Annotated in this window: 13 protein-coding genes and 1 other RNA gene; 9 read left to right on the forward strand and 5 right to left on the reverse strand. The window is 65.4% G+C overall.

All coding sequences use genetic code 11. The annotated features are described in order from the left end of the window. Positions 1–74 precede the first annotated feature (74 nt). The 6 genes from yidD (at position 75) to eutC (ending at position 6366) form a co-directional block, all read left to right on the forward strand. Positions 75–368, forward strand: a complete 294-nt coding sequence (gene yidD, locus KHN93_RS11905) for a membrane protein insertion efficiency factor YidD (protein WP_039521874.1) — start codon at positions 75–77, stop codon at positions 366–368. Beyond that, positions 365–1714 (forward strand): dihydroorotase, encoded by a 1350-nt coding sequence (locus tag KHN93_RS11910; protein WP_065047289.1) that lies wholly within the window; start codon positions 365–367, stop codon positions 1712–1714. The genes yidD and KHN93_RS11910 overlap by 4 nt, the downstream gene beginning before the upstream one ends. Next, positions 1714–2553, forward strand: a complete 840-nt coding sequence (locus KHN93_RS11915) for a M23 family metallopeptidase (RefSeq protein WP_161961451.1) — start codon at positions 1714–1716, stop codon at positions 2551–2553. Before KHN93_RS11910 ends, KHN93_RS11915 begins: the two co-directional genes overlap by 1 nt. 209 nt (positions 2554–2762) lie before the next feature. Next, the gene (gene eat, locus KHN93_RS11920) at positions 2763–4127 is read left to right on the forward strand and encodes an ethanolamine permease (protein ID WP_211920168.1); all 1365 of its coding nucleotides are present in this window, start codon (positions 2763–2765) and stop codon (positions 4125–4127) included. Next, entirely contained in the window at positions 4124–5533 is a 1410-nt protein-coding gene (locus KHN93_RS11925) for an ethanolamine ammonia-lyase subunit EutB (protein WP_211920170.1), read from the forward strand. The genes eat and KHN93_RS11925 overlap by 4 nt, the downstream gene beginning before the upstream one ends. Continuing rightward, a complete protein-coding gene (gene eutC / locus KHN93_RS11930) occupies positions 5530–6366 on the forward strand; it encodes an ethanolamine ammonia-lyase subunit EutC (protein ID WP_211920172.1) in 837 nt (278 codons plus the stop codon). The genes KHN93_RS11925 and eutC overlap by 4 nt, the downstream gene beginning before the upstream one ends. Positions 6367–6388: 22 nt before the next feature. Here the strand turns inward: eutC and KHN93_RS11935 are convergent, their stop codons facing one another. Beyond that, positions 6389–6679, reverse strand: coding sequence for a hypothetical protein (locus KHN93_RS11935; RefSeq protein ID WP_104626441.1), 291 nt, complete (start codon positions 6677–6679; stop codon positions 6389–6391). 177 nt (positions 6680–6856) lie between these two features. Then, complete coding sequence (locus tag KHN93_RS11940) at positions 6857–7345, reverse strand: pyridoxamine 5'-phosphate oxidase family protein (protein WP_024940409.1); 489 nt, start codon at positions 7343–7345, stop codon at positions 6857–6859. 455 nt (positions 7346–7800) lie between these two features. Between KHN93_RS11940 and KHN93_RS11945 the strand changes: the two genes are divergently transcribed. The 3 genes from KHN93_RS11945 to KHN93_RS11955 all read left to right on the forward strand — a co-directional run bounded on the left by KHN93_RS11945 (position 7801) and on the right by KHN93_RS11955 (position 12248). Beyond that, complete coding sequence (locus tag KHN93_RS11945) at positions 7801–8940, forward strand: putative acyl-CoA thioester hydrolase (RefSeq protein ID WP_244812250.1); 1140 nt, start codon at positions 7801–7803, stop codon at positions 8938–8940. Between the two features lie 358 nt (positions 8941–9298). Further along, complete coding sequence (locus KHN93_RS11950; protein WP_211920176.1) at positions 9299–10969, forward strand: glycoside hydrolase family 28 protein; 1671 nt, start codon at positions 9299–9301, stop codon at positions 10967–10969. A 1203-nt stretch (positions 10970–12172) separates the two neighbouring features. Continuing rightward, a non-coding RNA gene (locus tag KHN93_RS11955) (sX9 sRNA) lies at positions 12173–12248 on the forward strand. A gap of 4 nt (positions 12249–12252) precedes the next feature. Here the strand turns inward: KHN93_RS11955 and KHN93_RS11960 are convergent. Genes KHN93_RS11960 through ubiG form a run of 3 tightly spaced genes read right to left on the reverse strand, consistent with a single transcriptional unit; the run spans position 12253 to position 14468 of the window. Continuing rightward, complete coding sequence (locus KHN93_RS11960; protein WP_024940412.1) at positions 12253–12942, reverse strand: squalene/phytoene synthase family protein; 690 nt, start codon at positions 12940–12942, stop codon at positions 12253–12255. 28 nt (positions 12943–12970) lie between these two features. Further along, entirely contained in the window at positions 12971–13696 is a 726-nt protein-coding gene (locus tag KHN93_RS11965; RefSeq protein ID WP_211920178.1) for a phosphoglycolate phosphatase, read from the reverse strand. Between the two features lie 52 nt (positions 13697–13748). Further along, positions 13749–14468 (reverse strand): bifunctional 2-polyprenyl-6-hydroxyphenol methylase/3-demethylubiquinol 3-O-methyltransferase UbiG, encoded by a 720-nt coding sequence (gene ubiG / locus KHN93_RS11970; protein WP_102251887.1) that lies wholly within the window; start codon positions 14466–14468, stop codon positions 13749–13751. Positions 14469–14488 lie beyond the last annotated feature (20 nt).

Below are 14488 nucleotides of genomic sequence, written 5' to 3' on the forward strand. Positions count from 1 at the left end.
GTTCCCCCGGGGCCCGGGAAAGCGGGCCTTTATAGCTTACCCCACGGACCCCCGGCAACCACGTATTAATCCAAGTGGCATATCATTGGCAAGTGATCTCACGCCTGCTCATCGCGCTGCTGCGCTTCTACAAGCGGTTCATCAGCCCCCTGCTGGGGCCGCGCTGCCGTTTTGCGCCCAGTTGCTCGGAATATGCGATGACCGCGATCGGCCGCTTCGGCCCGCTGCGCGGTTGCTGGCTGGCCGCACGCCGGCTCGGCCGCTGCCATCCCTTTCATCCGGGCGGGTTCGATCCCGTCCCCGACGCGCCCGCGTCCGGGTCCTCGCCCGTTTCCCCTTCCTGCAGTTGCAAAGGACCTCATCCATGAGCCGAACCCTCATCGTCAACGCCCGCCTGGTCAATGAAGGCAAGGAATTCGACGCCGATCTGCTGATCGAAGCCGGCCGCATCGCCAAGATCGCCAGCAAGATCGCCCCAGCCGCAGGCGATACCGTGGTGGACGCGGCCGGACGCTGGGTGCTGCCGGGCATGATCGACGACCAGGTGCACTTCCGCGAGCCGGGCCTGACCCACAAGGGCGATATCGCGACCGAATCCGGCGCCGCGGTGGCCGGTGGCCTGACCAGCTTCATGGACATGCCCAACACCAATCCGCCGACCCTGGACGCGGCCGCACTGCAGGCCAAGTACGACGCGGCGGCCGGGCGCGCCTGGGCCAACTACGGCTTCTACATGGGCGCCAGCAACGACAATCTGGCCGCGATCCAGACACTGGACCCGAAGACCGCCCCGGGCATCAAGGTGTTCATGGGCGCCTCCACCGGCAACATGCTGGTCGACAACCCCGAGACGCTGGACGCGATCTTCCGCGACGCGCCGACGCCGATCATCACCCACTGCGAAGACACCCCCACCATCGATGCGACGCTGGCGCAGTACAAAGAGAAGTACGGCGACGCGTTGACCCCGGAGATGCATCCGGACATCCGCTCGCGCGAGGCCTGCCTGAAGTCCTCGCTGCTGGCGGTGTCGCTGGCGCGCAAGCACAACACCCGCCTGCACGTGCTGCATATCTCCACCGCCGACGAGCTGGCGCTGTTCGAGGCCGGCCCGCTGGTCGATGCCGAGGGCAAGCTGCGCAAGCGCATCACCGCCGAGACCTGCATCCACTTCCTGCGCTTCGACCGCAGCGATTACGCGCGGCTGGGCAACCTGATCAAGTGCAACCCCGCAATCAAGGACGCCGACGACCGCCTGGCACTGATCCAGGCGCTGGCCGAGGATGTCATCGACGTGCTCGCCACCGACCACGCGCCGCATACCTGGGAAGAAAAGCAGAAGCCCTACGCACAGGCGCCCTCCGGCCTGCCGCTGGTGCAGTACGCGCTGGTCGCCGCGCTGGAGCTGGTGCATGAGGGCAAGCTGCCGATCACCCGCATCGTGCAGAAGTTCGCGCATGCGCCGGCGCAGCTGTTCGATGTGGAAGAACGCGGCTTCCTGCGCGAAGGCTATTTCGCCGACCTGGTGATGATCGACAACACTCCGTTCACCGTGAAGCGCGAGCAGGTGCTGTCCAAGTGCGGCTGGTCGCCGTTCGAGGGCACCACGTTCCGCTCGCGCATCGCCGCGACCTGGGTCAACGGCCAGCAGGTGTGGGATGGCGAACAATTGATTGGCAGTGCCGCCGGTCAACGCCTGACCTTCGACCGCTGATGCGCGCAGCTCTGTTTGGCGCCTGGCTTGCGCTGGCGCCGCTCTCGCTCGCTGTCGGCAGCGTCGCTGCGCAGTCTGCCGACGCTACGGAGGTGGTATTTCCGCAAAGCGCTTCGCAGGGCGCGTTGGTGATCGGCAAGGTGCCGGCGGGCAGCCAGGTGCAGTACGCCGGCCGCAGCTTGCGGGTCAGTGGCTATGGCAGCGTGGTGTTCGGCATCGGCCGCGACGCCAGCGGCCCGTTGCAGGTGCAGATCACCCGGCCCGATGGCAGCAAACAGACCGCCAGCATTGCGGTGACGCCACGCGACTGGCCGGTGGAGCGCGTCAACGGCGTGCCGCCCAAGACGGTCAATCCGCCTGCGGCGATCGCCGAGCGGATCAAGCGCGAGCAGGCGCAGGTCACCGCCGCGCGCGACCGCGACGATGCCCGCACCGATTTCGCCCAGCCCTTCGTCTGGCCGGTGCAGGGCCGCATCAGCGGGCGCTTCGGCAATGCGCGGGTCTACAACGGCCAGCCCGGTGCCGGCCACTCGGGCATGGATATCGCCGTGCCCACCGGCACGCCGGTCAAGGCGCCGGCTGCCGGCGTGGTGACCTTTGCCGCGCCGGACCTGTATCTGACCGGCGGCACCGTGCTGCTGGACCATGGCTTCGGGGTGAGCTCGAATTTTCTGCACCTGTCGCGCATCGACGTGAAGGTGGGCGACCGGGTGGAGCAAGGCCAGGTGATTGCCGCAGTCGGTGCCACCGGGCGCGCGACCGGGCCGCATCTGCATTGGGGGATGAACTGGTTCGATGTGCGCATCGATCCGCTGCTGGTGCTTGAGCGCAGCGAATAGCTAGCGCGCGCGGTGTGTCGGCAGGGCCGGCGGACGACGGCATGGTGTCTGCGACCCACCCGTTGCGCTTGTGTTCGCCGCAGGGCTTTGGGGTATAACCGGAACGACCGTCGATCCTCGCCAGGCATCGGTGGACGATCGGTCACTGGCCGTCGGTCCGGTGCCTAGCCGCCGGACCTGCGTCATCTCCCCTCCCCCGACCGCAGGAGATGTGCGACATGCGCAACGAGCAACTCAAACCCACCCTGGGCACCTGGCAACTGTGGGGGATCGCCGTGGGTCTGGTGATTTCCGGCGAATATTTCGGCTGGAGCTACGGCTGGGGCACCGCCGGCACGCTGGGTTTTCTGGTGACCACGCTGCTGGTCGCGGTGATGTACACCTGCTTCATCTTCAGCTTTACCGAGCTGACCACCGCCATCCCCAATGCGGGCGGGCCGTTCGCCTATAGCCTGCGCGCGTTCGGGACCTACGGCGGCATGCTGGCGGGCCTGGCCACGCTGATCGAATTCGTGTTCGCGCCGCCGGCCATCGCGATGGCAATCGGCGCCTATCTCAATGTGCAGTTCCCGACCCTGGACCCGCGCATCGCCGCGATCGGCGCGTATGCAATCTTCATGGGCTTGAACATCGTCGGCGTGGCGATCGCCGCCACCTTCGAGCTGATCGTGACCTTGCTGGCGGTGATCGAGCTGCTGGTGTTCATGGGCGTAGTGGCGCCGGGCTTCAGCGTTGCGCGCTTTGCCGCCAATGGCTGGGCCGGTAGCGATGTATTCGGCCCGGCCGCCATTTCCGGCATCTTTGCCGCGATTCCGTTTGCGATCTGGTTCTTTCTGGCAATCGAGGGCGCGGCGATGGCGGCCGAAGAGGCCAAGGACCCCAAGCGCACGATTCCACGTGCCTACATCGCCGGCATCCTCACCCTGGTGGTGCTGGCGCTGGGCGTGATGGTGTTTGCGGGCGGGGTCGGCGACTGGCGTCAGCTCTCCAACATCAACGACCCGTTGCCGCAGGCAATGAAGGCGGTGGTCGGCAACAGCTCGACCTGGCTGCATATGCTGGTGTGGATCGGCCTGTTCGGCCTGGTGGCCAGCTTCCACGGCATCATCCTGGGCTATTCGCGGCAGTTCTTTGCGTTGGCGCGTGCCGGGTTCCTGCCGCACGGGCTGGCCAGGCTGTCGCGCTTTCGTACGCCGCATCGCGCGATTCTTGCCGGCGGCGCGATCGGCATCGCGGCGATCTGCAGCGACAGCGTGGTCAAGATCCAGGGCATGTCGCTGACCGCGGCGATGATCACCATGTCGGTGTTCGGCGCAATCGTGATGTATGTGATGAGCATGCTCAGCCTGTTCAAGCTGCGCCGCGCCGAACCCAAGCTGGAGCGCAGCTTTCGCGCGCCGGGTTATCCGGTGGTCCCGGCAATCGCGCTGCTGCTGGCGCTGGTGTGTCTGGTGGCGATGGTCTGGTTCAACCCGATCGTGGCGCTGATCTTCGTGGGCCTGCTGCTGTTCGGTGCGCTGTGTTGCGTGCTGAGCTTGCGCAGCCAGGCCACGCCTGCGGCCAGTGCCAGATGAGCGGGTTCGCGTTTACCGCCGGCGGCGAGCGCTTCCAGTTTGCCGATCTCAAGACCTTGCTGGCCAAGGCCACGCCGCCGCGCTCGGGCGACCAACTGGCCGGGCTCGCCGCCGACTCCGGGCTGCAACGGGTGGCTGCGCAGATGGCGCTGGCGGACCTGCCGCTGCGTCACTTCCTCGATGAAGCGGTGGTGCCGTACGAATCGGACGAGGTCACCCGCCTGATCGTCGACCAGCACGATGCTGCCGCATTTGCCGCGGTGGCGCATCTCACCGTCGGTGGCTTTCGCGACTGGCTGTTGAGTGCGCAGGCCGACGAAGCGGCACTGGCCGCGTTGGCGCCCGGACTGACGCCGGAGATGGTGGCAGCAGTCTCGAAGTTGATGCGCGTGCAGGACCTGATCCTGGTCGCGCAGAAGACGCGGGTGGTCACGCGCTTTCGCAACACGCTGGGCTTGCGTGGTCGTCTGTCCACGCGCCTACAGCCCAACCACCCTACTGACGATGCCACCGGCATCGCCGCCAGCGTGCTCGATGGCCTGTTGTACGGCAATGGCGATGCGGTGATCGGCATCAATCCTGCCAGCGACAGCCTGGCCGCCACCACCGCGTTGCTGCGCATGCTCGATGCGGTGATCGCCGGCTACCAGATCCCCACGCAGTCCTGCGTGCTGGCGCACATCACCACCACCATCGACGCGATCAACCGCGGTGTGCCGGTGGACCTGGTGTTCCAGTCGATCGCCGGCACCGAAGCGGCCAATGCCAGCTTCGGCATCAATCTGGCGCTGCTGCAGGAAGGCCATGACGCCGGGGTGTCGCTGCGACGCGGCAGCGTCGGCGACAACGTGATGTATTTCGAGACCGGCCAGGGCAGCGCGTTGTCGGCCAATGCGCATCATGGCGTCGATCAGCAGACCTGCGAGGTGCGCGCCTATGCCGTGGCGCGGCAGTTCAAGCCGCTGCTGGTGAACACCGTGGTGGGCTTCATCGGCCCGGAATATCTCTACGACGGCAAGCAGATCATCCGTGCCGGGCTGGAGGATCACTTCTGCGGCAAGCTGCTGGGCGTGCCGATGGGCTGCGACATCTGCTACACCAATCATGCCGAAGCCGACCAGGACGACATGGACGTGCTGCTGACCCTGCTCGGCACCGCCGGCATCAACTTCATCATGGGCATTCCCGGCTCCGACGATGTGATGCTCAACTACCAGACCACCTCGTTTCACGATGCGCTGTATGCGCGCCAGGCGCTCGGCCTGCGCGCTGCGCCCGAGTTCGAACACTGGCTGGAACAGCAAGGCATCCTGCGCCTGCGCGATGGCCGCTTTGAACTCGGCAGCGAGCTTCCCGCACCGTTCCGGCGTGCGCTGGAGCAATTGAACGCCGGCAGCGTGCAATGAGCAGCCCGACCACTCCTCCGCGCGATGCCTGGGCGCAGCTGCGTCAGCTCACACCGGCGCGCGTCGCGCTGGGGCGCGTCGGCACCAGCCTGCCGACCGCAGCGCATCTGGATTTCCAGCTTGCGCACGCGCAGGCACGCGATGCAGTGCATCTGGCATTCGATCCACAGCCGCTGCAGGCAGCGCTGCAACAGCGCGGGCGGAACAGCATTCTGCTGCACAGCGCAGCGGTGGACCGGCACACCTATCTGCAACGTCCGGATCTGGGCCGGCGCCTGGGCGAGAATGCGGCCGCGCATCTGCGTGGCCTGACCGCGGTCCATGGCGGCGGGCACGATGTCGCCGTGGTGGTCGCCGACGGACTCTCCGCATTGGCGGTGCATCGGCATGCGGCGCAGATGCTGGAGCATATCGACGCGCTGGCTGCGCACGAAGGCTGGTCATTGGCGCCGGTGGCGTTGATCGCGCAAGGCCGCGTCGCCATCGGCGACGAGGTCGGCGAACTGCTCAAGGCGCGTCTGGTGATCGTGTTGATCGGCGAGCGGCCAGGGCTGAGCTCGCCCGACAGCCTGGGCCTATATCTGACCTATACCCCGCGCGTCGGCCTCGCCGACGCCGCGCGCAATTGCATCTCCAATATCCGCGCCGAAGGACTGAGTTACGCCGAAGCCACGCACAAACTTGCGTACCTGCTGCGCGAATCGTTCCGGCGCAAGCTGTCCGGCGTGCAGCTCAAGGACGAGGCCGAGCAACCGGCGCTGCCGTCAGCGGGCCCGTCCGATGCTGCGCCGCGGACATTCTTACTTCCCGATGGGATGCGGCCTGACTTTTGAACCTAGTTCGTAGTTAGCCGACTTACCTGAGCGCGCCATCCTGCGGATCGCTGGCCGCATAGGTGCTGGTCGGCAACTCGTTGTCGTGCGGATGGCGCAGGGCATTGCGTACCTCTTCCGGCAGTTGCTCGACATCCAGCATCACCTTGCCGGAATGCACATCACGCACGACCGACGCAGGCAGCACGAAGTCGCCCCCGTTCTCGATATTGATGACCAGCTCGGCGCCATCCTTGCGCACCTCGCGGACGGCACCGACGCCGACTTCGCCATCGCGCAGAAATACCATCTGGCCGATTTCGATCTGTTGCATCTTGTTTCTCCTCTGTCAGGCAGCGCGTGAACGCGCAGTGCCATGACCGTTCTTGTGTGCAATCCAGGCTGACAGCGCCGATCCAGCATCACAACTGGATCGGCGCTTGCGCAAGCGAAAGCAGTGAAATGAGAACGCCTGCACCATCGCGAAGATCGTGCAGGCGTGCAGCAGGCCTCAGCGCAGCGGAACGTCCGCCACCTTGTCCTGATAATCCTTTTTCGGGTCAACGCCGAACAACACCTTGATACCGGCCAGCAGACTGGAACCGTTGAGCCAGATCTGCGCGTGATCGGTATCCAGACGCAGCAGCGCCAGCTTGGGATCGTCCTTGCCGCCTTCGTACCAGGCAGCCACATGCGGGTTCCACAGGCGCTCGACCACGGCCGGGTCAGTGTCTTCGCGCAACGAGCCGCTGATGCTGGCGAACAGGTCATGCCCCTTGCTGCTGAAGGCGCCGATGACGCGGCGGCCCTGCCCCAGCATGGCAATCAGCGCATTGTCCTTGGAGGTGAAGAACCAGATCGGACCACCGCTGTCGCCTTCGATCTGCGCGGTCATCGGGCGGGCATGCCCGTCTTCCACGCCATCCAGGCCCAGCATCACGGTGCGATCGGACTTCAGGGCTTTCCAGAATTTTTCCTGCAGCTCTTTGGGATCTGCCATCTCGATGTCTCACATGCGCGTGTCTACGCGGGTGACTCAGTCTGGAAGTCTCCCCGCCCACGGCATGTGACGATGCGCACTCCTGCCTGCACATGGCGGCAACGCGATCGCCTCCGGTGAAATGGTGCACCTGCATAAATCACGACAGCCCAAGTGCCTGTTTGCGACGCAGTCACGTTGTAGAGCGTGATGCCACTAAAGCTCTTGAACATTGCATCTGAACGCCGCGCCGCTGTAGCGACCACGTCAGTAAGATCGCCCCGCCGATTGCTCCGCCATCCAGGAACACCCAGACGCGGTGACCGGCATCCGCCGATCGCATGCTGCGCCATGGTTGCGGCACATGCACGCGACGTCCGGCGGTTGAAGCGTATCCATCAATCGTCTGCGTCCCTTCCGAGAGAGCGCCACTCATGTCTGCATCGCCCTTGCGCACGACCTGTATCGCCGCCGTCCTGCTGAGCCTTGTCAGTGCCGATGCCACCGCCTTGACCGGCACGGCCAGCCGCCCACAACTCTCCAGTAGCGAGGCGAGCACGTACACCATCTCCAAGGCCCTGGCCAAGGCCGGCCCGATCACCGCCCTGGTCACCGACAACTGGAATCCCACTGCAGGGGTCGCGCTGCTCAGTGCAGACTTCGCCGTCGCCGCCGATGGCTCCACGCGCTATCGCACCGTGCAGTCGGCAATCGATGCCGCTGTCGCTGCCGGCGGCAGCACCCGTCGCTACATCAGCATCAAGGCCGGCACCTATACCGAACTTGTTTGCGTGCCGACCAACGCGCCGCCGCTGACCGTGTTCGGCCTGGGCACCAACACCACCGACACCGTCATCCGCTTCAACAACGCCAACCCGACGCCCAAGCCGGCCGGCACCGCAAGTCACCCCTGTGCCAGCAATGCAGCGGCAACCACGGTGGGCACCTCCAACAGCGCGACACTGACCGTGCGCGCCGCCGGCTTCCAGGCGCGTCACCTGCGCGTGGACAACAACTACGTCGAAGGCACCTACCAGGACAACAACCAGTCGGCAGTCGCGCTGGCGGTGCGTGGCGACCAGGCCAGCTTCGAAGACGTGCTGGTGACCGGCAATCAGGACACCTTGCTGATCAGTGCGACCAATGCCGCCAATGTGATCCGCGCCTATTTCAAGAACAGCACGATCGAAGGCGATGTCGACTTCATCTTCGGCTCGGGTGTGGGCGTGTTCGACAACGCCACCATCCGCTCGGCCGGCGCGCGCCTGGGCAGCAGCCGTGGCGGCTACATCTTTGCGCCGAGCACACGCCCGGGCAGCGCCCACGGGTTCCTGGCGATCAATAGCCGCTTCGTCGCCGGCTCCGGATCACCCGACAACCAGACCTACCTCGGGCGTGCCTGGGACGAAGGCATCAGCAGCCTGTCCGCCTACGTCAACGGCACCTCACCCAATGGCCAGGTCACGGTGCGCAATTCCAGCCTGGGCAGCCACATCCGCAAGACCGCACCGTGGAATGCCTCCACCGTCAGCCGCCCGTACTGCAGCAGCAACTGCGCCAATTCGGCCAACCGGTTCTACGAATACGGCAATAGCGGTGCCGGCAGCGCGGACTGATGGTTCGCCACGCCAGGTTGCCCTGAGGCACCACGTCGCAACGCGTTGACGTTGCCACCCTCGCCTGTCGGCACGCCGTGTGATGCGGTGAGCCGGCAGGCGTTTTTGTTGCCTCCGATTGCGGCAATGCTGCAGCGCCTTCGGCAATGCGGTGCTGAATTCGCCCAGCCGGCAGCGTACCTGGACGCAAGAGGCCAACCTTGCTCGTCGCTCGCCGCCAGCCAAGTGCGGTGGCAAGCGAGATGGCTGGCGCGCTGACGACGTGTGTTGATGATCGCTGTCATGCGACTGCAACACCCAGGCGGCGCACCTTTGACTGATCGACAACGACTTTCGCATCCCACTCCCGGAGCATCCCATGCAGTCCGATTGCCCCTTTCCAGCGCTTGCGCCGTTGACGCTCGCGCTGCTTGGTCTGACGACATTCCAGGCCAGCGCCGCGCGGCCGCATACAGCGGGCGCGCCCGATACCGCGCACAGCATTTCCACCAGTTGGGGCGTGATCCAGCAACCGACACTGCCGACGCAGGTCTGCGCAACGCTCAAGGCCGCGTTGACGCCGGTTGCCGGTTCGCTGGACGCGCTCGATGCAGATCCCGCGCAGTCCAAGCGCGACACCGCGCGTTTGCAGGCGGCCATCGATGATTGCCCGGCCGGCAGCGCGGTGCGCCTGGTGCCCGGCGATGCCGGCGAGTCCGGCTTCTTGAGTGGCCCGCTGACGATCAAGAGCAAGGTCACGCTGTGGATCGACCGCGGCGTCACCTTGTTCGGCTCGCGCAATCCGCAGGATTACGACAATGGTCTTGGCACCTGCGGCACCGCGACCAGCGACAAGGCCAAATCCTGCAACCCGCTGATCCACGTCGCCGATACCGCCAACAGCGGGATCGTGGGTGCCGGCAAGATCGACGGCCGCGGCGGCAGCACGCTCACCGCCGGCCCCAATGCAGGCACCGCCAGCTGGTGGGATCTGGCCTATCTCAATGTCAGCAAAGGACTGAGCCAGCACGTACCGCGGCTGCTGCAGATCGACGACAGCAGCGACTTCACCCTGTACGACATCACCCTGGAAAACTCGCCCAACTTCCATGTCACCACCGACAACGTGGTCGGCCTGACCGCGTGGGGCATCAAGATTCTTGCACCCAGCCTGGTCTACTCGCGCCCCGATTATCGCTGCCCGGCCGGCACAACGCCCGACGTCACTGCGCACGCCAGTTGCTTCACGCCCGAAACGGCCAAGAACACCGACGGCTTCGATCCGGGCCAGTCGAAGAAGGTGTTGCTGGCGTACTCCTACATTGGCACCGGCGATGACGGCGTGGCGATCAAGGCGCATGCCAGCAGCAAGCGCAGCATCGCCTCGGAAAACATGCTGTTCGCATACAACCAGTTCTACTACACGCATGGTTTTTCGCTGGGCAGCGAAACCGATGCGGGCATGCGCCACATCGCCGTGCGCGGCTTGAGCATCGATGGCTTCGACGCGAATGATGTCGCGAGAGACCCGTATTCGGCCAACGGCTTGCGCATCAAATCCGATGGCACGCGCGGCGGCCAGGTCTACGACATCAGCTTCGAAAACGTCTGCATGCGCGGGGTTGCCCGGCCGCTGGTGTTCGACGCCAACTATGCCAACGCGGCGGTGCGCAGCAAACTGCCGAGTTTCAACGGCATTGCGCTGACCAATGTGCACTCGCTGGGTTCCAAGGCGTTTGGCGGCGGCGAGCTGAGCTTCTACGGGTATCGCGATGCGACCACGACCTTGCCCATCACCCTGTCGCTGGACAACGTGGTACTGGAGGGCGGGCCGATCTCGTTCGCGCAACCGCACTTCGGTGGGCCGGCCAGCAATCCGGGCGCGACGCACTTCAGCTTCAAGGGCGGCCCGGTGAGCTTCTTCGATCAGCTATCCGAATCGGTGCCCAACGATGTGCAACTGCAAGGCAAGCCCGGACCGGGCACACCACTGCAGTGCAATGACGCGTTCATTGCCTACCACTCGGTATTGCCCGATTCGCCGATCTGATCTTGCGCTTGAGTGGCAGCGATGCTGCGATCAGACGATTCAAGCATGCATCAAAACTCGGCTGATCGAGGGCGCGGCGCCCCCACCGCTTGCGGGACACGCCGTGAACCCATCCCTAGGGGCTCGGTGGCGGCATCCATGCCGCCACACGGTCCCGCAAGCGGCAAGGACACCGCACCAGGGAGTTGGTCGGTGGCCGCAAAAAAAAAGCCGCTAGTAGCGGTGTCCGTTAGACCTCGAAAAGGCGCGTCATGCTCGGACAACGCGCAACGCACTGCTCTTAAGCTTTGCACACCGACCATCTGGACTGGTCCTTGCCCGCCTACCGTCGTGGGACCTTACGCGGCATGGATGCCGCGTAAGAGCCTACATGGACGTACTTGCGGCGTGTCCCGCGACGGTGGGCGGGCAAGGGCCCTGCAGCCAAGCAGCAGATATACCGCTCTACCGCTGATCTATCGCACCTTACAAGCCCCAATACACAACGCAGCAAGCAATCGAGACTTAGAGCGGTGACGTCGTTTAGCCTCGATCAGAGGCTTGAATCAAAAGCTCGGTGGGTCGAGGACGCGATGCCCTCACCACTTCCGGGACACGCCGTGAACCCATCCCTGGGGACTCGGTGGCGGCATCCATGCCGCCAAGGGTCCCGGAACCGGTAAGGACATCACGCCTCCTAAGTTGGTCGTGCGCTTATGCAACCGCAAAACCGAGATGACCTATGCGAGGTGACTTACGCAGCGGCTTGGTCGCTTGCATGCATGGGTGCATGGCTATTTAGCGATAGGAGCAAACCCAACCAACTTGCTGCCCGCCTTCGACGGAACGTGTTGTTCGGAAATCAGACCACGTCGGCCAGATCGCACAAGGCCCATGCAACCACCGCTGCATCTGACCCGCCGGCCGCCGTTCCTGCTCTTGCCATGCACACCGACCCTCTCGACTGGTCCTTGCCTGCCTACCGTCGCGGAACCTTATGCGGCATGGATGCCGCAGAAGAGCCTACACGGATGTACTTGCGGCGTGTCCCGCGACGGTGGGCGGGCAAGGGCCTCGCAGCCAAGCCGCAGATCGACCGCTCCACCGCTGATCTACCGCACCTCACAAGCCCTGATGCACAACGCGTCGAGCAATCGAGACTTGGAACCGCCAACAAAACTACCGCGCTAGCTTCAGGCCGCGCAGCCAATGCTCGGTATCAGCATGTACCACCCGTACACTCCGCTCACCGCGCGCCACCCGCACTCACCTGACGACCGCTCGCGACGTTTTGTTAGCCGCTCCTAGTCCGCGCCGCTGGCAGCACGCCAGCTATGCCACAACTGCTGCACGGGCGGTGGATACGCTGCCTTGCCGGCAAGCTCGCGCTGCAGGCGCAGGCGCGCCAGCCGCGACCATACCCGGTGCGGGCGCGCCAACGCCGGTTTGCGCGGCCAGGCGCGCAGCAATTGCGTGCGCCATGCGGCAAGCGTCATGTCGCCGGGTGCGGCGCTGTCGCCGGCCACACGCTGGCGTGCGTCCAGCCATTGCAGCGCCACCGCGGTGGCATCGCCAGGCTGGGTGCGCGCAAACAGCGCGGCTTCCACGCCGACCACGGCCTCGGCGAAGGCACGCAATCTCGCCAACGCCTGCTGCAACGATTGCGGCTGCGCACGGGCGTCCTGCATGGCCGGCAAGGTGTCGGCCAGCTGCGCCCATGGCGCAGGCACCGGCTCCAGCACGCGCCCCAGCGGATGGCGCGAACGCTGCTGCGACCAGTCGCGCAGCTCCTGCTGCCACCATGCCAGCTTGGCGTCGGCCGGCAACGGGTCGCCGGCGATGTTCATGATGTCTTCCCATTCCTGCAGCAGCGCAAACCAGGCCGCCGTGAGGCGTCGCTGCGGCTCGGGAATGAAGGGCTCGGCAACCGACCATTCCGGCCAGCGCGTGCGCCACTTGTCGAGAAAACTGTCGAGAGCGCTGGATTGGCTCATGGCGGGTCCAGAAAAAAGCGAAAGAAGATCAGGTCTGCGGCCACGCCACGGCATCCCACAGTGTCTGCGGCTGCGCGACGAGGACGTCGGCCTGCCAGCGCGACGGCTCATCGTCATGCAGGCGATAGCCCCACAACACCGCCACCGACGGCATCGCCGCCGCGCGCGCGGCCAGGATGTCGCGCTCGTCGTCGCCGACGTAGACACACTGCGCCGGCGCAACGCCGATGCGCTCGGCCGCGGTCAGCAAGGGCAACGGATGCGGCTTGCGCTCGGCCAGCGTATCGCCGCCGATCAGCACCGCGCAGCGTTGCTCCCACCCCAGTTGCGGCAGGATCAGCCGGGCCAGATATTCGGGCTTGTTGGTGACCACGCCCCAGATGCAACCGGCACGCTCCATCCGCAGCAGCAGTTCTTCGACACCGTCGAACAGCTGCGACTGCGTGCCGATCAAGGCCTCGTAACGACGCAGGAATTCCGGCACCAAGGCATCGCGCTCGACCGCATCGAGGTCGGCAAACGCCACCGCCAGCATCGCGCGCGTGCCCTTGGACACTACCGGACGCAACTGCGCCAAGGCGATTGGCGCACGCCCACGCGCATCCAGCATCGCGTTGACAGTCGCCAGCATGTCCGGCGCGCTATCGAGCAAGGTGCCATCCAGATCGAACAACACCGCACGCGGAAACTTCGACGATGCAACGGTGTCTTTCCGCTGAGCGGCGTCATCTTGAACTCGGAATGGCTCGGACATCACCAGCGCCGGTCTCTGTTGTTGCGATTCCCGAATCCCGATTCCCGATTCGTCACGGCTTCACCGCATAAGCCAGGTAATTGACCTCGGTCCGCGACGACAGGCGCGCACGATTGCGCCACGGCTCATACACCATGCCGCTGACGTCTTCCAGCTGCAGTTCGGCACTGCGCAACCACGCCGCAAGCTCTGCCGGCTTGATGAAATCCTTGTAGTGATGCGTGCCCCTGGGCAGTAGCCGCGCGATGTATTCGGCGCCGACCACCGCCAGCGCAAACGCGGCCGGGGTGCGGTTGAGCGTGGACAAAAACAGCTTGCCGCCCGGCTTGAGCAGGCTGGCGCAGGCGCGGATGATCGCGGTCGGGTCCGGCACGTGTTCGAGCATTTCCATGCAGGTCACCGCATCGAAGCTGCCCGGCTGTTCGGCGGCCAGGTCTTCCACCGACTGCACGCGGTAATCCACCTGCACGCCCGATTCCAGGCTGTGCAGGCGCGCCACCTTGACCAGCTCCGGCGCCAGATCGATCGCGGTGACCTGCGCGCCCAGACGCGCCATCGACTCGCTGAGCAGACCGCCGCCGCAGCCGACATCGAGCACGCGCGCGCCGGCCAGGCCCAGCCGCGCGGACACATAGTCCAGGCGCACCGGATTGAGCGCATGCAGCGGCTTCTGCGGGCCGTCGGCATCCCACCAGCGGTTGGCCAGCGCCGCGAACTTGTCCAGCTCGCTCTGATGGAAGTTGCTGGAATTGGGTTGGGGATTCGGATTCATGCGGAGCTCCGTGATGGGGT

Source organism: Xanthomonas arboricola pv. juglandis, from assembly GCF_905367715.1.
In the GTDB taxonomy this organism is placed as follows: Bacteria; Pseudomonadota; Gammaproteobacteria; order Xanthomonadales; family Xanthomonadaceae; genus Xanthomonas; species Xanthomonas arboricola.